This window comes from Staphylococcus sp. EZ-P03 (assembly GCF_003344575.1).
GTDB classification, from domain to species: Bacteria; Bacillota; Bacilli; order Staphylococcales; family Staphylococcaceae; genus Staphylococcus; species Staphylococcus simulans_B.
This window is the reverse complement of the sequence record NZ_QPMO01000020.1, coordinates 26,285-46,177: the sequence shown is the minus strand read 5'-3', so window position 1 is coordinate 46,177 and position 19,893 is coordinate 26,285. Positions and strand designations below refer to the sequence as shown.

15 protein-coding genes and 1 other annotated feature are annotated in these 19,893 nt (G+C 38.9%); of the genes, 3 read left to right on the top strand and 12 right to left on the bottom strand.

Annotated elements, in window-relative coordinates:
• Positions 1–147 precede the first annotated feature (147 nt).
• The 4 genes from dnaB to DVJ99_RS10190 are packed head-to-tail and all read right to left on the bottom strand — an operon-like array spanning position 148 to position 4,932.
• A complete protein-coding gene (gene dnaB, locus DVJ99_RS10205; RefSeq protein WP_114604116.1) occupies positions 148–1,545 on the bottom strand; it encodes a replicative DNA helicase in 1,398 nt (465 codons plus the stop codon).
• A gap of 35 nt (positions 1,546–1,580) precedes the next feature.
• Positions 1,581–2,027 (bottom strand): 50S ribosomal protein L9, encoded by a 447-nt coding sequence (gene rplI, locus DVJ99_RS10200; RefSeq protein ID WP_105994055.1) that lies wholly within the window; start codon positions 2,025–2,027, stop codon positions 1,581–1,583.
• The gene (locus tag DVJ99_RS10195) at positions 2,027–3,991 is read right to left on the bottom strand and encodes a DHH family phosphoesterase (protein WP_114604115.1); all 1,965 of its coding nucleotides are present in this window, start codon (positions 3,989–3,991) and stop codon (positions 2,027–2,029) included. The genes rplI and DVJ99_RS10195 overlap by 1 nt, the downstream gene beginning before the upstream one ends.
• Before the next feature lie 14 nt (positions 3,992–4,005).
• Positions 4,006–4,932 carry a DUF2232 domain-containing protein gene (locus DVJ99_RS10190; protein ID WP_205527059.1) on the bottom strand — a complete coding sequence of 309 codons (927 nt, stop codon included), beginning with the start codon at positions 4,930–4,932 and terminating at the stop codon, positions 4,006–4,008.
• A gap of 217 nt (positions 4,933–5,149) precedes the next feature.
• Between DVJ99_RS10190 and DVJ99_RS10185 the strand changes: the two genes are divergently transcribed.
• Both DVJ99_RS10185 and DVJ99_RS10180 read left to right on the top strand, forming a co-directional pair.
• The gene (locus DVJ99_RS10185) at positions 5,150–5,347 is read left to right on the top strand and encodes a hypothetical protein (RefSeq protein ID WP_114604113.1); all 198 of its coding nucleotides are present in this window, start codon (positions 5,150–5,152) and stop codon (positions 5,345–5,347) included.
• Positions 5,348–5,477: 130 nt separating this feature from the next.
• The gene (locus DVJ99_RS10180) at positions 5,478–5,756 is read left to right on the top strand and encodes a hypothetical protein (protein WP_114604112.1); all 279 of its coding nucleotides are present in this window, start codon (positions 5,478–5,480) and stop codon (positions 5,754–5,756) included.
• 218 nt (positions 5,757–5,974) lie between these two features.
• Here DVJ99_RS10180 and serS read toward each other — a convergent pair whose 3' ends face one another.
• Together serS and hutH are read right to left on the bottom strand one after the other, a co-directional pair.
• Positions 5,975–7,261 carry a serine--tRNA ligase gene (gene serS, locus DVJ99_RS10175; RefSeq protein ID WP_105994060.1) on the bottom strand — a complete coding sequence of 429 codons (1,287 nt, stop codon included), beginning with the start codon at positions 7,259–7,261 and terminating at the stop codon, positions 5,975–5,977.
• A 100-nt stretch (positions 7,262–7,361) separates the two neighbouring features.
• Positions 7,362–7,571: a binding site (T-box leader), on the bottom strand.
• Positions 7,572–7,653: 82 nt separating this feature from the next.
• On the bottom strand, positions 7,654–9,168 hold the full coding sequence (hutH, locus tag DVJ99_RS10170) for a histidine ammonia-lyase (protein ID WP_105994061.1): 1,515 nt from the start codon (positions 9,166–9,168) through the stop codon (positions 7,654–7,656).
• 470 nt (positions 9,169–9,638) lie between these two features.
• Between hutH and DVJ99_RS10165 the strand changes: the two genes are divergently transcribed.
• Positions 9,639–10,463, top strand: coding sequence for an NAD(P)H-hydrate dehydratase (locus DVJ99_RS10165; RefSeq protein ID WP_105994096.1), 825 nt, complete (start codon positions 9,639–9,641; stop codon positions 10,461–10,463).
• An 85-nt stretch (positions 10,464–10,548) separates the two neighbouring features.
• Here the strand turns inward: DVJ99_RS10165 and gyrA are convergent, their stop codons facing one another.
• The 6 genes from gyrA to dnaA all read right to left on the bottom strand — a co-directional run bounded on the left by gyrA (position 10,549) and on the right by dnaA (position 19,678).
• Complete coding sequence (gene gyrA / locus DVJ99_RS10160; RefSeq protein ID WP_114604111.1) at positions 10,549–13,233, bottom strand: DNA gyrase subunit A; 2,685 nt, start codon at positions 13,231–13,233, stop codon at positions 10,549–10,551.
• A 60-nt stretch (positions 13,234–13,293) separates the two neighbouring features.
• On the bottom strand, positions 13,294–15,222 hold the full coding sequence (gene gyrB, locus DVJ99_RS10155) for a DNA topoisomerase (ATP-hydrolyzing) subunit B (RefSeq protein ID WP_240430834.1): 1,929 nt from the start codon (positions 15,220–15,222) through the stop codon (positions 13,294–13,296).
• Between the two features lie 12 nt (positions 15,223–15,234).
• Positions 15,235–16,347, bottom strand: a complete 1,113-nt coding sequence (gene recF, locus DVJ99_RS10150) for a DNA replication/repair protein RecF (protein WP_105994064.1) — start codon at positions 16,345–16,347, stop codon at positions 15,235–15,237.
• Positions 16,344–16,553 carry a S4 domain-containing protein YaaA gene (yaaA, locus tag DVJ99_RS10145; RefSeq protein WP_199790672.1) on the bottom strand — a complete coding sequence of 70 codons (210 nt, stop codon included), beginning with the start codon at positions 16,551–16,553 and terminating at the stop codon, positions 16,344–16,346. Before yaaA ends, recF begins: the two co-directional genes overlap by 4 nt.
• 367 nt (positions 16,554–16,920) lie before the next feature.
• Positions 16,921–18,057: a DNA polymerase III subunit beta gene (gene dnaN, locus DVJ99_RS10140; RefSeq protein WP_105994065.1), complete on the bottom strand. Its 1,137-nt coding sequence runs from the start codon at positions 18,055–18,057 to the stop codon at positions 16,921–16,923.
• Between the two features lie 256 nt (positions 18,058–18,313).
• The gene (gene dnaA, locus DVJ99_RS10135; protein ID WP_199790669.1) at positions 18,314–19,678 is read right to left on the bottom strand and encodes a chromosomal replication initiator protein DnaA; all 1,365 of its coding nucleotides are present in this window, start codon (positions 19,676–19,678) and stop codon (positions 18,314–18,316) included.
• Between the last annotated feature and the right edge of the window lie 215 nt (positions 19,679–19,893).

The following is a 19,893-nucleotide window of genomic DNA, read 5'->3' as shown; positions in this document are numbered from 1 at the left end:
GGACACCCTTGTCTTTCGCTAACAGTTCCTACTGCCAAGCCTGTAATGGACTTTCACCATCAAGTTGCTAATCATGCCGAGCGCACTTAAAAAAAGACCAAAACACAAGTTTGGTCTTTCCTTTAATTACGGTGATGCAAAAGCAATTTACATCATATCTGCATGTGCATAATCTATATCCGTAAACTTATTATATTGTTTCATGAAGTGCAGTTTGACAGTACCGGTCGGGCCGTTACGCTGCTTCGCAATGATGACTTCGATTTCACCGTTATCATCATTGGTTACAGGTTCCATTCCGCCGTCGTCATCTTCTTCTCCATCTTCGCGATTATAGTAATCATCACGATATAAGAAAGCAACGATATCCGCATCTTGCTCAATCGAACCGGATTCACGAATATCACTCATCATCGGACGTTTATCTTGTCGCTGTTCTACACCACGAGATAACTGACTCAGTGCAATAACAGGACATTCTAACTCACGTGCAATAGCTTTAAGTGTTCTTGAAATCTCAGATACTTCTTGCTGACGGTTGTCTGACATACGAGAACCGCTTCCCATAATCAACTGCAAGTAGTCGATTACAATCATATCTAAACCGTGCTCTTGTTTCAGTCTGCGGCATTTTGAACGCAAGTCTGTAATTCTGATACCCGGCGTATCATCAATAAAGATTTTCGTACGTGAAAGCTTACCGACCGCAACTGTGAAACGGTTCCAGTCTTCTTCAGTCATCGTACCTGTACGCAAACGGTTAGAGTCAACGTTGCCTGAGCTGCAGATCATACGTGTTGCAAGCTGGTCTGCACCCATCTCAAGCGAGAAGATACCTACCGTATAATTACTTTCATGTGTTGCGACTTTTTGCGCAATATTTAATGCGAAGGCAGTCTTACCTACAGAGGGACGTGCAGCTAAAATGATTAAATCGTTGCGGTTAAAGCCCGCAGTCATTTGGTCTAAATCACGATAACCTGTAGGGATACCTGGTGTCTGACCACTGTTTTGGTCAAGTTCTTCAGCATTTTCATAAACTTGGCCTAAGACATCTCGGATGTCTTTAAAGCCTTCTGATTCTCTCGTTGAGGCAAGTTCTAAAATCTTGCGCTCAGCATCGCTTAAGATATCATCAAGTTCAAGTTCTGAATCATAGCCGTCTTTTGCGATTTGATCAGCAACACGAATCAAATTACGTTTCGCGGCTAATTTATAGACGATTTCTCTATAGTATTCAATATTGCGTGTAGTCGGTACATTGCTTGCCAGTTCAGCAAGATATTGCGGTCCGCCCGCTTCGCTCAATGTCCCTTCTGATGTCAGCTGGTCCATCAAGGTTACGACATCAATTTCGCTGTTTTCCTCAGAGAGGTGCATCATCGCACGGAATATGTGTTGGTGAGCGCCTCTATAAAAGGACTCAGGAAGCAAGACTCCCTGAGTTTCCCCGATGAGCTGCGGATCAATAATAATGGCACCTAAGACAGATTGTTCAGCCTCATTGTTATGGGGCATCTGGTTTTGTTCATACATTCCATCCATTTTTGATTACACCTCTGATTATTTCCAAATCTTTCTTATTGTTCAACTGTGTGAACACGGATTGTACCTTCGACAGTTTTGTCTAATTTTACTGGTACATTTGTATAACCTAATGCATGGATACCATTAGGCAATTCCATTTTACGTTTATCAATTTTAATATCATGTTGTTTTTGTAGTGCTTGTGCAATTTGTTTAGTACTTACAGAACCGAATAATTTACCGCCTTCGCCTGATTTCGCAGTCACTTCTACTTCGATTTCTTCAAGGCGTTTTGCTAATGCTTTTGCATCTTCGATTTCTTGTTCTCTTTCTTGTTCAGCACGTTTGTTTTGCTGTTCTAATTGTTTTAAGTTGCCTGGTGTTGCTTCCACAGCAACATTTTTCTTGAATAAGAAGTTGTTTGCGTAACCTACTGGTACGTCTTTTACTTCGCCTTTCTTGCCTTTGCCTTTAACGTCTTGTGTAAAAATTACTTTCATTATCCTTCACTCCTACTGATTTGTTCATCTATGGCTTGTTGTAATTGTTCTACTGCTTCGTCTACTGTTACACCTTTAATTTGAGTTGCCGCATTTGTTAAATGTCCGCCGCCGCCCAATGCTTCCATTGTCAGCTGAACGTTGATAGAACCGAGTGAACGTGCAGAAATACCGACTAAGTCGTCTTCTCTGCGGGCAACCACATAAGATGCCTCTACACCGTCTAAACTTAACAACTCATCTGCAGCTTGTGCAACTGTAACAGGATGATAAATTTTATCATTAGAACCATGTGCAATCGCAATACCATTATCTTGCAATTTCACAGTTCGGATTAATTCTGAACGATTGATATACGTATCAATATCGTCCTTTAAGAAATGCTGCGTCAAGATCGTATCTGCACCATGTGCACGTAAATAACTTGCCGCATCAAATGTTCTTGAACCTGTACGCAATGTAAAGTTGCGTGTATCCACAATAATACCTGCATACATAATTGTAGATTCAAGTCTTGTCAGACGCTGTTCTGTCGGTTGGTATTCAAGCAGCTCTGTCACAAGTTCTGCTGTAGAGCTGGCATAAGGTTCCATGTATACCAATAACGGATGAGAGATAAAGCTTTCGCCGCGGCGATGGTGGTCGATGACCACTTTGCGGTTGGCTTTATTTAAGATGTTCTCATCTAAGACCATTTCAGGTTTGTGCGTATCGACGACTACTAATGTTGTTTTCGATGTCATAGTATCCCATGCTTCATCAGATGTGATAAAGCGGTCTTTCAATTCTGGTTTCTTATCGATTTCATCCATGACACGACGCAATGTCGGGTCAATATCTTCATCGTTTAAGACAACATAAGCATCTAAATTGTTCATCATCGCAAAACGCGATACCCCGATTGCTGCACCGATAGCATCTAAATCAGGACGTTTGTGCCCCATGATGATGACTTTGTCGCCTTCCATTAAAATATCTTTCAACGCATGAGAGATAACGCGTGCACGTACACGTGTACGTTTCTCCATCGGGTCAGTCTTACCGCCATAGAAACGAACGTTGCCGTTAATATGTTTGATGGCTACTTGGTCTCCGCCGCGGCCTAATGCAAGGTCTAAACCTGATTGTGATAAATCCCCTAAATCAATCAAGTTCTCTGAGCCTTCGCCGACACCGATACTTAAAGTTAATTGGGCACGATAGCCCACACTTTTCTCACGCAGATTACGCAAGATATCAAAATTCGACTCTTCTAATTGTGCTAGGATACGTCTGTTTAAATACGCAACGAATTGGTCTGAACTGTAACGTTTGAAATAAATGTCATATTCAGATGCCCAACGACTGATAACACGTGTCACCATTGAGTTGATTTCAGAACGTTGTGTATCATTCATATTTTGTGTGATTTCATCGTAGTTATCTAAGAACAGCGTCGCAATAATCGGTTTCGATTCTTCATATAACTCATAAGTCTGTACTTCTTCTGTAATGTCGAAGAAATACAATACATGTTCATCTTCAGAATAACGAACGCGGTAATGATAACTGCCATCTGTAATTTCGATTTCTTGTGTCTTTTCTAATTGCTTCAGAATGTTAGGATACACTTCATTTATCGGATCTGAGATAACATTGCGATCTAACCGATCAGACATGAAATGGTTCATCCATTCTACATCTTCGTTCTCATCAAGGACAATAATTCCGATTGGCAAGCTTTTAATCGCGATACTGTTGCCTGCTGAAATTTGTCCGCTCAAATCATCTACATAATTATCCAACCGTAAGAATGCATTGCGCAACGCAAATGCACTGATAATAATCATGACAATCAATACTGCCGAAGCAATACCTGCAATCAATTGATTAAAGATAAACCATACAACTACTAATGCGATTGCAGTCAATACCATCAGCAAAAAAGGTATCATCAGTGCTTTCTTCGTGGATTGACGATTCATTCTGTCACCTCAAATCATTTTTTGATAAATCTTTTCAGATTGAAACATAAATCTACAACACCTAAAAGGCCTACGATAGGTATGATAGGTGTAATTAAAAATCCGACAATCATTAATAATATACCCACTGCTGCCGGTAATCGTTTTACTTTCGCAAAGAATGCGATAAAACTTAATCCTTGAATGAACATAATAAACGATAAGATGACTTGCATATTTAACACAATACTTTGGAATGTACCAGGTTGTGTTGCGAACATGACACACAACAATACTACAAAGTAGATATATGCAATCACACGTTTAAAATGCCAAGCATACAGCGGTTTAAATACTGGGGTTGCTATTTTGAACTTACGTAATATCGGGAACGTAACAATTAAGTTAATCAAAATCATGATAAAAATGATAATGATAGCATAACTTGGTAATTGGACTGCCAATTGTCTAAAGCCTTCTTCAAATACACCGCGTGAAGAAGCGTCCAACCCGCTCATTGCCATTGCGTGATATAATTGATCTTTTAATGGCTTCACAAGTACTTGTGAAAGCGGCAGCTTTTCAAAGACTTGAAGCAGCATAAACGCTGCTAATGAAATAATACTCATATATGTAGTCGCGATATAGAGTATACGTTCTTTGGAAGTACGTTCTTTCAATAATTGGCCTACAACCAAGCTTAAAACCAAGATAAAGATGATATAGCTTAGTACCAATTGACTTCCGAAAAGAACAGCCAATACAACTGTAATCAACGCGGCAACACCGAATGACATAATAGACTTATGCCATAGAATTATCCCAGGCACCGTTGCAACGAAGAATAATATGATTCCGGCAACCGGTAAAAAATAGGTGACTGCAGCAACTATCAGCAAAGCTAATGTCGCTAGAAGCGTCGCCTTCAGGTCTATTTTTGCAAACAAATTCGCCACTCCTATACTTTAGTAACTATAAGAATTATTTTAACATAGTTGGCAAGAATCACCTACTTGATATCACTGGTATCCTATATGTTTTTAAGCCTGTCGCTCATCTTTGATTCTCACTTTTTATTTTCATAACTGAGACATAGAATCCCCTAATGTTTCTATTGATTTTAAATGAGGTATAAATTAATAAAATACATATTTATTAAATTCTTAAAGGAGGAGTTATATGTCAGCCGGTGCAATCATTACATATGTCATTGTACTACTTTTGTTAGTCGTTTCAGTTATCCTTTCTGTTCGAGAATTGAAGAAAGAAAAAAGATATAGAAGCCAGAAAATAACAGTACTTTCTCTGAGTTTAACCGCAATTGCCTCACTTATTATTTTGATTTTCGGTATCATGCAATTGATGACAGGTGCTTAATATACTCTGTGCAAGGACAAAAATTTGTTAAATTTATATTAATTCACGAAAACGCTATCGAAATATGTTGCAAACCACGATATAATGAGTATGTCAAAGAAGATTTTATATTAAGAAGGAGCAGCGGAATATGCAGAAAGTTTTCTTAGCAGGAAGCAGCCTTGCGCTGTTTTTCACAAGCATATTATGTTTCGTATTGCATGCCTTGATTAGAATGAGTATCACTGGGTTTGTCTTTTTAAACGCTGGAAATTTTCTGATTCCATTAGGTTTTGCATTCGTTACACTGAGCATTATGGCATTGATCGCATTTCTATATGTCGATACTTCACAGCGTTCAGAAGCTCAAAAACAAAAAGGTAAAAGGGTAGACTTCCGTTTGTCTGAAGTTAGACACCTCGATGTCTAACAAACCCTTTCATTACAGTATTTTTAATCTATTCTATTTCAATCGATTATCCTTAGAGGGTAGTCGGTTTTTTGTTTTTCATCAGGAAATAATGGTTTGGGAAATAAAAAATCGGACGCTATGTTGGTAAGGCATAGCGTCCATGTGGTAGGTAAATATATATATTGGAACGAGGTTGGATCATCTTAATTCATTTTCCAACTACTCGATGATCCCATTTATTTTGTTGCTGGGCCGATTTTTTCTTTTCCGCCCATAAATGGTACTAATGCTTTTGGAATCGTGATTGAACCATCCGCATTTTGGTAATTTTCAACAATCGCCGCAAATGTACGACCTACTGCTAATCCGCTTCCGTTCAATGTATGAACTAATTCAGGTTTAGCATCTTTGTCGCGTTTGAAACGAATGTTAGCACGACGTGCTTGGAAATCTGTCATGTTAGAGCATGAGCTGATTTCTTTGTAGTCATCATAACTTGGAAGCCAAACTTCTAAGTCATAAGTTTTACTTGAACTGAATCCTAAGTCGCCTGTACATAAGATGACACGACGATATGGTAATTCAAGTTCTTCTAAGATTGCTTCTGCGTTGCTTGTTAACTGTTCTAATGCATCCCAAGAATCTTCAGGTTTTTCAAAGCGTACCAACTCAACTTTATCGAATTGGTGCAAACGGATTAAACCACGTGTATCACGTCCGGCAGAACCCGCTTCACTTCTGAAGCATGCTGACTGTGCAGTGAATTTACCTGGTAATTTATCTGCAGGTAAAACTTCTTCGCGGTAGAAGTTAGTTAAAGGTACTTCTGCTGTTGGAATCATGTAGAAGCCTTCTTTTTCAATTTTGAATAAGTCTTCTTCGAATTTTGGAAGTTGACCTGTACCATACATTGCATTTGCATTTACAAGTTGAGGTACCATCATTTCAGTATAGCCGTGCTGAGTTGTATGTTTTGTTAACATGTAGTTCATTAACGCACGTTCTAATTGTGCACCTTCATTTGTTAAGAAGACGAAACGTGCACCAGATACGCGTGCAGCACGTTCGAAATCAGCCATACCTAATTCTTCGACTAAATCCCAGTGTGCTTTTGCTTCGAAGTCGAATTCGCGTGGTGTACCCCATTTTTTAACTTCAATATTATCTTCATCAGTTTCGCCTTCAGGTACATCATCATGCATGATATTAGGGATTGTAGATAATCTATAATTCAACGCATCATCCACTTCATGTAATTCAGTATCAATATCTTTGATTTTATCGCCAAGTTCTCTCATTTCTTTAATAGCGTCATCCGCATTTTCTTTGTTGCGTTTTTTCTCAGCGATTTCACCGCTTACTCGGTTGCGTTCAGCTTTCATTTCTTCTGCTTTACCGATTAATTCACGACGTTTGCCATCAAGTTCTAATACTTCATCCACGATTTTCGGATCCATATTACGTAATCTTACTTTCTCTTTTAAGCGATCAGTTTCATTTCTAAACAATTTAATATCTAACATGTTTAAGTCATCCTTTCGAAATATGTGTAGGGGTATAATAATAAAAATTAATAATATTTTAGAGTAGCTTTAAAAAAAGATAAAAAAATACCACGCCCCTACAAGGGACGTGGTATACGTGTTGCCACCCTATTTAACAGTATGTATCAAAAATTGATGCACACTGCACTCTCACTAAAATAACGGTTAAAACCGGTTGTTCACTCATATGCAGGTAGATTCACCGCTAAGCCTTAATTGCTTATTCACACCAACCATAAGCTCTCTGAAATTATTACTTAGGACTACTTATCCTGCGAACAATGTTTTATTAACTTAACTTCACTATAGCAAATACTATTTTAAATTGCAACTCAAATATAAAATTTTTCTGAATTCAAGAAAAATTCATGTTATTTGCATTCTGCATCAGTATACGCAGCTTGCTGTAAATAACGCGAAACTTGCGTGATATCTTGATGGAATTGACGGTCTTCTGTAATAGAAGGTGTAATGTTTCTTAATGTCTCATATTTTTCACGTGAACGCGGCGATAATTGATCGATACCTTTCAGTTCCACTGCTTGCAGCGCAATAATCAATTCGATTGAAAGCACTCTGCGCGTATTATCCACAATCTGATAACCATGTCTTGATCCGATTGTACCCATTGAAACATGATCTTCTTGGTTAGCTGATGAAGGAATGGAATCAACACTTGCCGGATGTGCTAATGTTTTATTTTCTGAAACTAAACTTGCAGCCGCATATTGCATAATCATCGCACCGCTTTGCAATCCAGGTTCAGGACTTAAGAAGGCAGGCAAACCACCGTTTAATTGCGGATTAACTAAGCGTTCTAAGCGGCGTTCTGCGATATTGCCTAATTCACTGACTGCTACTTTTAAGAAATCTAACGCATAAGCAACAGGCTGACCATGGAAGTTGCCGCCTGAAATCACTAAGGTTTCATCATCTTCATGGAAGATTAACGGATTATCATTAGCCGCATTCATTTCACGTTCCAATTGCTGTTTCACAAACTTCAATGTTTCAAAGCTGGCACCATGGACTTGCGGAATACAGCGTAATGTATACGCATCTTGAACTCGGATTTCACCTTGATGTGTAGTTAACTGAGAATCTTCTAACCAATACAACATACGATCCGCTACTGCACTTTGTTCTGGGAAGTTGCGCACATCATGTACTTCTGGACGATAAGCATCTGTAATGCCGTTTAATGCTTGATGTGTCAGTGCCGCAATCCATTCAGATTGATATGCCAGGCTTTCCGCTTCAATACAGCTGATGACACCTTGGGCTGTCATCGCCTGCGTTCCATTAATCAAAGCTAATCCTTCTTTTGCGGAAAGTTCTAATGGTTGTCGTCCTAGCATTTCAAGCACATCTTTACTGTCTCTTTCTTCTTGCTGATAAAAGACTTTGCCTTCTCCGATTAATGCTAATGCAAGGTGAGATAACGGTGCTAGATCACCTGATGCACCTAACGAACCTTGTTGCGGAATAATCGGAATAATACGTTCATTGATGAAATAAATCAATTGATCCACTAAGTCAGTTGTTACACCTGAATGCCCTTTTAACATAGTATTCAGACGTAATACCATCATCACTAATGCTACATCATGCGAAAACGGATCCCCTGTTCCACAGGCATGGGAACGAATCAAGTTCACTTGTAATTGATTGTATTGCTCAGGGTCGATTAAGACATCGCTGAATAAGCCGAACCCTGTTGTAATACCATAAATCGTTTCTTTATTTTTAATGATTTCCTCCACAATAGCACGGCTCTGCTTTACACGTTCCATTGCTTCAGCTGAGATTGCTACCTTATCTTGCTGGTGTAAAAATGTCTTGATATCTTCAATTGTGAGCGATGCTCCGTTTAATTCTAATGTCAATTGAATTACCCCCTCAGTAAAATAAATGTATACAATTATCACAAGTATACGCTTACATTTTGGGTAGGACAATAGCTTTAGCGAAAGACGTAGCGTGTTAATACGTCACTATTTTAACAAGCTAAAATACAACTTCTGACTTCTTCATTACGTTTCATGAGTTGAACATAGTCGTAAAGCCGATACTAGAAGCAGAAATGCAGATGATAGAAGACTGCTCATCCTTGTCATGACGCATGCTTACTAAATGTTAATAAATACTTAAATTATATGTATTGACTTACCCATTCGATAGGTATAGTATATTCTAATGCATTAAGAAATTAGTAAAAAATATGGACTAACAGGCTCATCTCATTGGATTGAGATGTGCTTAAATTTTATAAGCAACCATCAACACATCGAGAAACCTAAAGCTCCATTTATGAAGCTTAAGATTCAAAATTGATAGGGAATATGGAGGGATTATGGTGGAAATTTTAACAGATGTTACTATTCCAAAAAGACAAGATGAAACCCATAAAGGGGACTACGGCAAGATACTTTTAATCGGCGGTAATGCGAATTTAGGCGGCGCAATTATTATGGCTGCACGTGCATGTGTATACAGCGGAAGCGGACTGATTACAGTCGCAACGCATCCGACTAACCATGCGGCACTGCATTCACGCTGTCCAGAAGCAATGGTTATAGATATCAACGATACAAAAATGTTAACGAAAATGATAGAAATCTCAGATAGTATTTTAATCGGACCTGGACTAGGCAGAGATTTCAAAGGTAATAACGCAATGACATTCTTACTCCAAAATATTCAACCGCACCAAAACTTGATTATTGACGGAGATGCAATTTCTATTATGAGTAAATTGAAAGTAGAAATTCCGGACTGCCGTAATATCGTCTTCACACCTCATCAAATGGAATGGGAAAGATTGAGCGGTATTCCGATTGAAGAACAAACTTATGAACGTAATCGCGAAGCAGTTGATCAAATCGGCACAGCGGTAGTCTTAAAGCAGCATGGCACTGAAATCTATTTAAAAGATAAAACTTACAAATTAGATATCGGCACACCTGCGATGGCGACAGGCGGTATGGGTGATACACTTTCTGGTATCATTACTAGCTTCATCGGCCAATTCGATGATTTCGACTATGCGGTTAAAGCAGGTACTTATGTACACAGTTATGTTGGCGAGTATCTATCTAAAGAAATGTATGTAGTACCGCCATCAAACTTAATTGCGGAAATTCCATATGCGATGAAACGTTTAGAAGAAAAAGAAGATTAAACTTAATTCATTTATAGTAATAAAAAAGCTTTCTGCTTAACCGTTGGGTTTTGCAGAAAGCTTTTACTTTATCTATTCACTTAAATTATTCTTCTTCGTTATCTTCATCTTCTGAATCCGCATTTTCAATATCTTCATTCACGCGATCCATGAAGTCTTGTCTTACTTCTTTTCTTTCGCCGTCTTCATCTTCAGTTTCATCGACAACTTCTGTATGAATTGTACGGTCGTCATCGTCTGATTCAATCACTTGTTCTTCGACTGTCGGTGTCGGTTCGTCTTCTCCAGGAAGTGCACCGCTGTCTGAAGTACCTTCTAATTCATCTTCTGGTTCTTCTTGAACTTTTGCGACAGTAGATACAAATTGATCTTCGCCTAAACGAATCAATCTGACACCTTGTGCTGAACGGCCGTTTTGAGAAATGTCGCTGACATCGATTCTGATAATGACACCATGATCTGTCACAATCATCAAGTCTTCTTCGCCAGTGACGGTAGTGATACAAACGATATCACCGTTTTTCTCTGTGATTGTCGCTGTTTTAATACCTTTACCGCCGCGATTAGAAAGACGGTATTCACCAAGCGGTGTACGTTTACCGTAACCATTTTCAGTGACTACGAGTACTTCATCTTCACTATCGCCATTCGCAACTGCAAGTCCCACAACAAAGTCGCCTTCACGTAATGAAATACCTTTTACGCCTGCTGCTGTACGGCCAAGTGGTCTTAAGAGTGATTCTCTGAAGCGGATGAGCGATGCACGAGAAGTACCTAATAATACATCTTTTGTGCCGTCTGTTAGACGTACCGCAACAAGTTCGTCTTCATCTCTGAAGTTGATTGCGATTTTACCGTTTCTGTTAATGTGCGAGAAGTTGCTTAATGATGAACGTTTCACAATACCGTTTTTCGTTGCGAAAACAAGATAAGCATCTTCTTTTTCTAAGTCTTTCACCGCAATCATCGTACTGATGGACTCATCATTTTCTAACTCAATTGCGTTGATTACAGGGATACCTTTAGACTGACGTGAGAGTTCCGGCACCTCATAACCTTTAAGTTTGTAGACACGGCCTTGGTTTGTAAAGAACAATACATGGTCATGCGTACTCATCGTAACAATCTGACTCACGAAGTCTTCATCCAACATGTTCATACCTTGTATACCGCGTCCGCCGCGATTTTGCGAACGGTACGTTGAAACCGGTAAACGTTTGATGTAGTTGTTATGACTCAATGTAATAACGATTTGTTCTTCTGGAATCAAGTCTTCATCTTCGATTTGATCAAGACCGCCAAGTTGAATTTCAGTACGGCGTTCATCACCGAAGCGTTCTCTGACATCGATTAATTCATCACGTACTAATTGCAGTAATTTTTCTTCGTCTGCAAGGATTTCTCTCAACTCTTCGATATAAGCAATCAAATCGTTATATTCAGATTCGATTTTGTCTCTTTCTAATCCTGTTAAACGTCTTAAACGCATGTCCAAGATCGCTTGTGCTTGGCGTTCAGAAAGTTCGAAGCGTTCTTGCAAACGTTCCATTGCGACTTTATCTGTTTCTGATTCACGGATTGTCGTAATAATCTCATCGATATGGTCTAAGGCAATTCTTAAACCTTCTAAGATATGTGCACGATCTTCGGCTTTTTTCAAATTGTATTCTGTACGTCTGCGTACAACTACTTTTTGGTGTTCTAAGTATTCAACTAGCGCTTCTTTAAGATTGATTAATTTCGGTCTGCCGTTGATTAATGCAATCATATTCACACCAAATGAAGTTTGCAGCGGTGTTTGTTTATATAAGTTATTCAAGATAACACTTGCGTTGGCATCTTTTCGAATATCAATAACTACTCTGACACCTGTACGCAAACTTGTTTCGTCACGCAAGTCTGTAATGCCGTCTATTCGTTTATCACGCGCTAATTCTGCTATCTTTTCAATCATACGTGCTTTATTGACTTGGAACGGGATTTCAGTCACAACGATACGTTGGCGACCGCCGCCGCGTTCTTCGATTTCAGCACGTGCACGCATTTGAATAGAACCGCGTCCTGTTTCATATGCACGGCGAATACCGCTCTTGCCTAGGATTAAACCTGCAGTAGGGAAGTCAGGACCTGTAATATCTTCCATCAATTCCGCAATTGTAATATCAGGATTGTGGCTTAGGCTTAAAATACCATTGATGACCTCTGTCATATTGTGCGGCGGAATGTTTGTTGCCATACCTACTGCAATCCCTGAAGCACCATTTACTAAGAGGTTCGGGAAACGTGCCGGTAAGACTTCCGGCTCTCTTTCTGTCCCATCATAGTTATCAATGAAGTTGATTGTATCTTTATTGATATCTCTTAATAGTTCTGTAGAAAGTTTCGTCATACGTGCTTCGGTATAACGCATTGCAGCTGCACCATCGCCATCCATTGAACCAAAGTTGCCTTGACCGTCAACAAGAGGATAACGATAGCTGAAATCCTGAGCCATACGCACCATAGCCTCATAGATAGATGAGTCCCCGTGAGGGTGGTATTTACCCATTACGTCACCTACGATACGTGCGGATTTCTTATACGGTTTATCAGGCGTCATTCCTTGTTCGTTCAAACCGTATAATATACGACGATGTACCGGTTTCAAACCATCTCTGACGTCTGGCAAAGCACGAGATACGATAACACTCATCGCATAGTCTAAGAACGATTCACGCATCTCGTTACTAATATTTCGTTCAATTATTCTTGATTCAGGATATTCAGCCATCAAGATTGCCTCCTTAAGTTATTAATTCCGTAGCTGTTGCAGTGATACATACTTTTAAGATTAGAAATCCAAGTTTGCATAGACTGCATTGTCTTCGATAAATTGACGGCGGTTTTCAACGACATCGCCCATCAGCATTTCGAATGTCATATCCGCTTCAATCGCATCATCCAATGTTACTTGAAGCATTGAGCGGTGTTCAGGGTTCATTGTAGTTTCCCATAATTGATCGGCATCCATTTCCCCTAAACCTTTGTAACGAGAAATTGACCATTTCGGTGTCGGTTTCAATTCTGATTTTAATTTCTCTAATTCACGTTCGTTAAAGACATAATACTTTTGTTTGCCTTGCGTTAATTTGAATAACGGCGGTTGTGCAATATATACATATCCCGCTTCAATCAACGGACGCATGAAACGGTAGAAGAATGTTAATAACAACGTTCTGATATGCGCACCGTCCACATCGGCATCTGTCATAATAACGATTTTATGATAACGTGCTTTCGTAATATCGAATTCTCCGCCGATACCTGTACCGAATGCTGTAATCATGGCACGGATTTCGTTATTGTTTAAGATTCTGTCTAAGCGTGATTTTTCAACGTTCAAAATCTTGCCTCGTAATGGCAGAATCGCTTGTGTTCTAGAGTCTCGGCCTAATTTTGTAGACCCTCCGGCAGAGTCACCTTCGACTATGAAGATTTCACTTTCGTCCGGGTTCTTGCTTGAACAGTCTGCTAATTTACCAGGTAAGCTGGACACTTCAAGTGCTGATTTTCTGCGTGTCACTTCACGCGCTTTTTTAGCTGCGATACGAGCACGAGAAGCCATAATACCTTTCTCCACGATAATACGAGCTACTTGAGGGTTTTCCATCAAGAAACGCTCCATATCTTCTGTGAAGAGTCTGTCTACAATCTGGCGTACTTCCGTGTTGCCTAATTTTGTTTTCGTTTGTCCTTCGAATTGAGGATTACTGTGTTTGATAGACACAATTGCTGTTAAGCCTTCACGTGTATCTTCACCAGATAAACGCTCTTTGTCCTCTTTGATAATGCCTTGTTTTGTACCATAGCTGTTCAATACACGTGTCAATGCACGTTTGAATCCATCTTCGTGCGTACCGCCTTCATACGTATGAATGTTGTTGGCATAAGATAATAAGTTTGTCGCAAAGCCTTTGTTGTACTGCAATGCGATTTCGACTTCTACGTCATCTTTGCGGTCATGAAGATAAACAGGCTCATCAAATAACGGTTCTTTGTTTTCGTTGATTAATTCAACGTAAGATTTAATACCGCCTTCATAGTGATAAGAATCTTCTCTTACCTCTTCTTCGCGTTCATCGCGTAATGTAATCTGAATGCCTTTGTTTAAGAAAGCTAATTCACGAATACGTTTTTGAAGGATTTCATACTGATACTCAGTTGTTTCAGTGAAAATCTCAGGGTCCGCTTTAAAACGGATCACTGTACCTGTACCTTCCGCTTCTCCTACAACTTTCAAGTCGTATTGCGGAATACCACGTTTATAAGCTTGGTTATACACTTTATCATTACGGTGTACATAAACTTCTAAAGTTTCTGAAAGTGCGTTAACTACAGAAGAGCCTACACCATGCAAACCGCCTGATACTTTATATCCGCCGCCGCCGAATTTACCTCCGGCATGCAAGACAGTTAAAATAACTTCAACTGCAGGACGGCCCATTTTTTCTTGAATATCTACTGGAATACCGCGACCGTTATCTTCTACGCGAATCCAGTTGTCTTTTTCGATAACGACATCGATTCTATCAGCATAGCCAGCTAATGCTTCGTCAATACTATTATCTACAATTTCCCATACGAGATGGTGCAGACCTCTTTCTGAAGTAGATCCGATATACATACCCGGACGTTTACGAACGGCTTCAAGCCCTTCTAATACCTGTATTTGTCCAGCACCATAATCTTCCGTGTTGTTCACATCTGACAATGCTTCCACCTTCACTTTCTATCACTTGATAATTTCACCTTGGTTTATTCGGTAAAGTTTTGCATGTTTCATAATTTCATGATCAATACCTTCTACAGACGTTGTTGTCACAAAGGTCTGTACCTTATCTTGAATTGTACTCAGCAGGTGAGTCTGACGGGAGTCATCTAATTCACTCAGCACATCATCAAGCAATAAGATAGGGTATTCGCCGACTTCTTTGTTGATCAGTTCAATCTCAGCCAGCTTGATTGATAATGCAGATGTACGCTGCTGTCCTTGCGAACCATACGTTTGTGCGTCCATCCCATTTACGTTGAAACCTAAATCATCACGATGCGGGCCGTAGAGTGCCACACCGCGTTCTATCTCTCTGTCCATATTATCTGCCAGCAGTTGAAGTACCTCTTCGAACAACGCTGCTTCATCCTCAGTATCAGACAGCTTCAAGCTTGGACGGTAATTGACTTCTAAAGCTTCTTTGTCGTCAGTAATACTGGCATGAATCGGTTGTGCGAGTGTTTCCAGTTCTGCGATGAAATGGGCACGTTTAAGTGTCACTTTCAAAGCATATTGCGCAAATTGCTGGTTCAAGACTTCAATCATGGTACGATCCGTCTTTTGTTTCGTTTGCAATTGCTTTAAATAATTATTTTTTTGTTTCAAAATACGCTGGTACTGTGATAAGTCGTTGAGGTACACCGCAGACATCTGACCCAGCTCCATATCGATAAAGCGGCGTCTGACTTGCGGAGATCCTTTGACGATATTCAGGTCCTCTGGGGCAAAAAGAACAACATTCAAGTGTCCGATATACTGTGTCAGACGATGTTGTTCCAAGTGGTTGACTTTAACCTTTTTGCCTTTTTTAGTTATAAACATCGTAAGCGGCATCTTGCCATGTCTATAACTCAGCTCACCCTCTATTTTAGCATACTCAGCACCAAAACGAATAAGCTCTTTATCATTAGCTGTTCGATGACTTTTAGCTAATGCAAGTGTGTAAATAGATTCTAATAAATTGGTTTTGCCTTGCGCATTTTCACCAATCAAAATGTTTACATCAGGATGGCAATCTAATGCGACTGCTTCGTAATTGCGGTAATTTTCAAGCTGGAGTGCATTTAATTTCATTGGTCACCTTGATGTGCTATTACAAAAGAACCCACTTCAGGTATTTCAATTTGATCGCCATCTTCAAGTTTCTTTCCGCGACGCGTTTCTCTTTCGCCGTTCAAGAAAACTTCGAAATCTTTTAAAAACCATTTTGCCTGTCCGCCTGATTCGATAATGCCTTCGGTTTTCAGGAATTGTCCTAAAGTAATGTCACCTTCAACCATGATTTTTTCAGTCAACACACTCACTCCATTTCTTTGTAAGGTCATTAATATATTATACCTTTTTTTGTAATAAATTTCATGTGTTACAGGTTGATTTCTAGGCTTATCTCAATAAAATTTCAGCTGTTTTTCAAAAAGTTGATTTTTTTACCTCTCTATCGCTCATTTTTTGCATTTTAAAAGGTGACATTGAAAAATTTTGTTGTCCTGATATTTTTATCCAAATCAATTTTAAAGTTTACTGTGCGACATCTGAGGGCCTTTAAAATTGATTTAAACTCCATATTTCATTTTCAACACGAAAAAACGGAAACCCTGCAAAAAGGATTTCCGTTTTTTTACGTGAATGTCACTGTTTATTTTCGGACTAGTAAGTTCTGATTGGAAGAATTAATTGAACTACTGAATCGTCATCTTTAGGTTTTAAAGTGAAAGGTTTCATAGTACCGAAGAATTCTACTTCAACTTCGTCGTTATCGATTGCTTTTAATGCGTCCATCATGTATTTAGAGTTGAATGAAATCTTCAAGCTGCTGCCTTCAACATTATTTGCGTCTACATCTTCTTTAACCGTACCGATTTCAGGTGATGTAGAAGAAAGTTCAACTTCTTGATTGCCTGTGCTAAGTTTGATGACATTATTGCCGCCTTCGCGTGCAAGCAATGAAGCACGATCAATTGCATGATAGAAGTCGCTGTTGCTCATTTCGATTTTTGTTTCATAGTTTTCAGGGAACAAGCGAGAAGTATCAGGATAATGTCCTTCAAGCAATCTTGAAATGAAATTAATGTGTCCGACTTTAAATAACACTTGGTTTGAAGCAAAGAAGATATTGATGTCATCTTCTGAGTCCGTTACGATTTTGTTTAATTCAGCTAAAGCTTTACCAGGAATGATGACATTTTTATTCTCGATGTCCTCATCTTCTAATTTTAATTTTCTTACAGCCAAACGGTGTGAGTCTGTCGCAGTGCATATTAATTCATTATCTTGAATCAACCAGTTCACACCAGTTAAAACTGGCCGTGTTTCTGAGGTGGACACTGCGAAGTTTGTTTGCGCGATGACATTTTTTAAGACTTTGATTGGTAATTGAATTGCATCATCTTGAGAAACTTGCGGCAGCAATGGATATTGATCTGGATCTAAGCCGCTTAAGTTAAACTCTGAATGACCTGATGTAATTAAAGTTTGGAACTGTTCGTTTGTTGATAACTTAACATCTTTGCCTGGTAATTTTTTAATAATATCTACAAAGAAACGACCAGGAAGTACGACTGATCCTGTTTCTGAAATTGTGACAATCTCTTCTCCGTCGACTTCTTTAGGGATTGAAATTTCAATTGAAATCTCTGAATCTGAACCAGTCAAAATGATACCTTCTTCTTTCGCATCGATTTTGATACCAGTTAAGATAGGCAATGTTGTTCTTGGTGAAATTGCTTTTAGCGTGTCATTTAATTGATTTATGAAATAGTCTCTTTTAATCGTGAATTCCATCATAAATTTTAAACTCCTTCCAGTCGTTTATAAATTAATTATATAGGTTTTAAAACCGTAGTAATAGTAGTAGGGGCTGTGGATAAGTGGATAACCCTGTAAAAACCTTGCTATGAAAAGTTATACACATGTGGATAATCTGTGTATGATGTGTACAACTTCTGCACATTGTCCACAATCATCTTTTTATCTCTGTAGTATAACAGCTCGGTTGTCTCACTTAATTTTACCCTGATCTGCTAGTAAATTTCTAAAATGTTTACTGATTTCGAATTTCTTTTTCCAGATTTTCGACTTCTTGCTTGAATAATGTATCTTTTTCCATATCTTCACGAATAGTTCTGTGCGCATGAATCACTGTTGTATGATCGCGGCCGCCGAATTCTTCTCCGATTTTCGGTAGTGAGAAATCAGTCAGTTCGCGAGAAAGATACATTGCGATTTGACGCGGATAGGCGATGGATTTTGTACGTTTTTTCGCAATAAAATCTTCAAGTCGCACGTTGTAATATTGTCCAACCACTTTTTGAATATCCTGGATTGTTATTTTCTTAGATTTCGGTGTTTGAATAATATCTTTAAGTGCTTCTGCAGTGAGTTCAGTTGTAATCGGTTCGCCTTGTAATCTGGAATAGGCGATAACGCGAGTTAAGGCACCTTCTAATTCACGGATGTTGGATTGGATTTGGTTTGCGATATAAGTTAAAGATTCTAACGGAATATCGACATCTTCTTCTTCTAACTTTTTCTGCAGAATTGCCATACGTGTTTCATAATCAGGCGGCGTGATATCAACGATCAAGCCCCATTCGAAACGAGAGCGCAAACGATCTTCTAATTTTGAAATTTCTTTAGGAGGTCGGTCGCTTGAGATGACAATTTGTTTTTCAGCTTGATGTAATTCATTGAAAGTATGGAAGAATTCTTCTTGTGTCTGCTCTTTGTTTTGGATGAATTGAATATCGTCAATCAGCAGCACATCGATATTTCTGTATTTTTCTCTGAATCTTTCGGTTTCATTATCTCGGATTGATTTAATGAATTCATTTGTAAACTTCTCGCTGGATGTATAGATGACTTTCGCATCTTTATTATTTTGCAAGACGTAATGCCCGATTGCGTGCATTAAATGTGTCTTTCCTAAACCAACGCCTCCATAGATGAATAGCGGGTTATAAGCTTTTGCGGGTGCTTCCGCTACTGCCAAACTTGCTGCGTGCGGGAAGCGGTTCCCAGGTCCGATAACGAAAGTTTCAAATGTATTATGCGCATTGAATTGGTCTTCGCTGCTGTTTTGGAAGCTTGGTATTTCGGCTTCTTTTTCATTATTTTGTTCTTTCACATCAGTTTTAAGTTGTGCATCAGCTGTCAGATCATTTTGAATGACAAATCTTGGTTTAAGCGGCGTCCCAATCGCATTTTCGAATAATTTTTCAACTATACCAGTATATTGTTTTTTCAAAAATTCTTTGATAAATCCATCATTCACTAAAATAATGGCCTCAGAATCTTCGATACCTACCAATTCTGTTTTTGGAGGCTCAAACCAAGTGTTATAACTTACTTCTGTCAATTCGTCTTTAGCTAATTCAAGAACTTTTCCCCAAATTTCTTTTTTTGACATATAAACTCCATCTTTCTTAAATTTTTTAGACTTATTCACAAAATCACATCCCGTGGATAACTTAATACACAGGATGTTGGTAATTATCCACAAGTTAATCACAATCGGTGGATAACTTTATTGAATTTTGAGTTGTGCACAGATAAAATGTTGATAAATGAAAGCTGTAAACCTTAGGTCTATCAAACTTTATAAGACTTATCCACATCATTATA

Bases quoted from the DNA above. Each gene is read 5' to 3' on its own strand.
- dnaB (WP_114604116.1), bottom strand. From the start codon at position 1,545: ATGGATGGAATGTATGAACAAAACCAGATGCCCCATAACAATGAGGCT.
- rplI (WP_105994055.1), bottom strand. From the start codon at position 2,027: ATGAAAGTAATTTTTACACAAGACGTTAAAGGCAAAGGCAAGAAAGGC.
- DVJ99_RS10195 (WP_114604115.1), bottom strand. From the start codon at position 3,991: ATGAATCGTCAATCCACGAAGAAAGCACTGATGATACCTTTTTTGCTG.
- DVJ99_RS10185 (WP_114604113.1), top strand. From the start codon at position 5,150: ATGTCAGCCGGTGCAATCATTACATATGTCATTGTACTACTTTTGTTA.
- DVJ99_RS10180 (WP_114604112.1), top strand. From the start codon at position 5,478: ATGCAGAAAGTTTTCTTAGCAGGAAGCAGCCTTGCGCTGTTTTTCACA.
- serS (WP_105994060.1), bottom strand. From the start codon at position 7,261: ATGTTAGATATTAAATTGTTTAGAAATGAAACTGATCGCTTAAAAGAG.
- gyrA (WP_114604111.1), bottom strand. From the start codon at position 13,233: ATGGCTGAATATCCTGAATCAAGAATAATTGAACGAAATATTAGTAAC.
- recF (WP_105994064.1), bottom strand. From the start codon at position 16,347: ATGAAATTAAATGCACTCCAGCTTGAAAATTACCGCAATTACGAAGCA.
- yaaA (WP_199790672.1), bottom strand. From the start codon at position 16,553: ATGGTTGAAGGTGACATTACTTTAGGACAATTCCTGAAAACCGAAGGC.
- dnaN (WP_105994065.1), bottom strand. From the start codon at position 18,057: ATGATGGAATTCACGATTAAAAGAGACTATTTCATAAATCAATTAAAT.
- dnaA (WP_199790669.1), bottom strand. From the start codon at position 19,678: ATGTCAAAAAAAGAAATTTGGGGAAAAGTTCTTGAATTAGCTAAAGAC.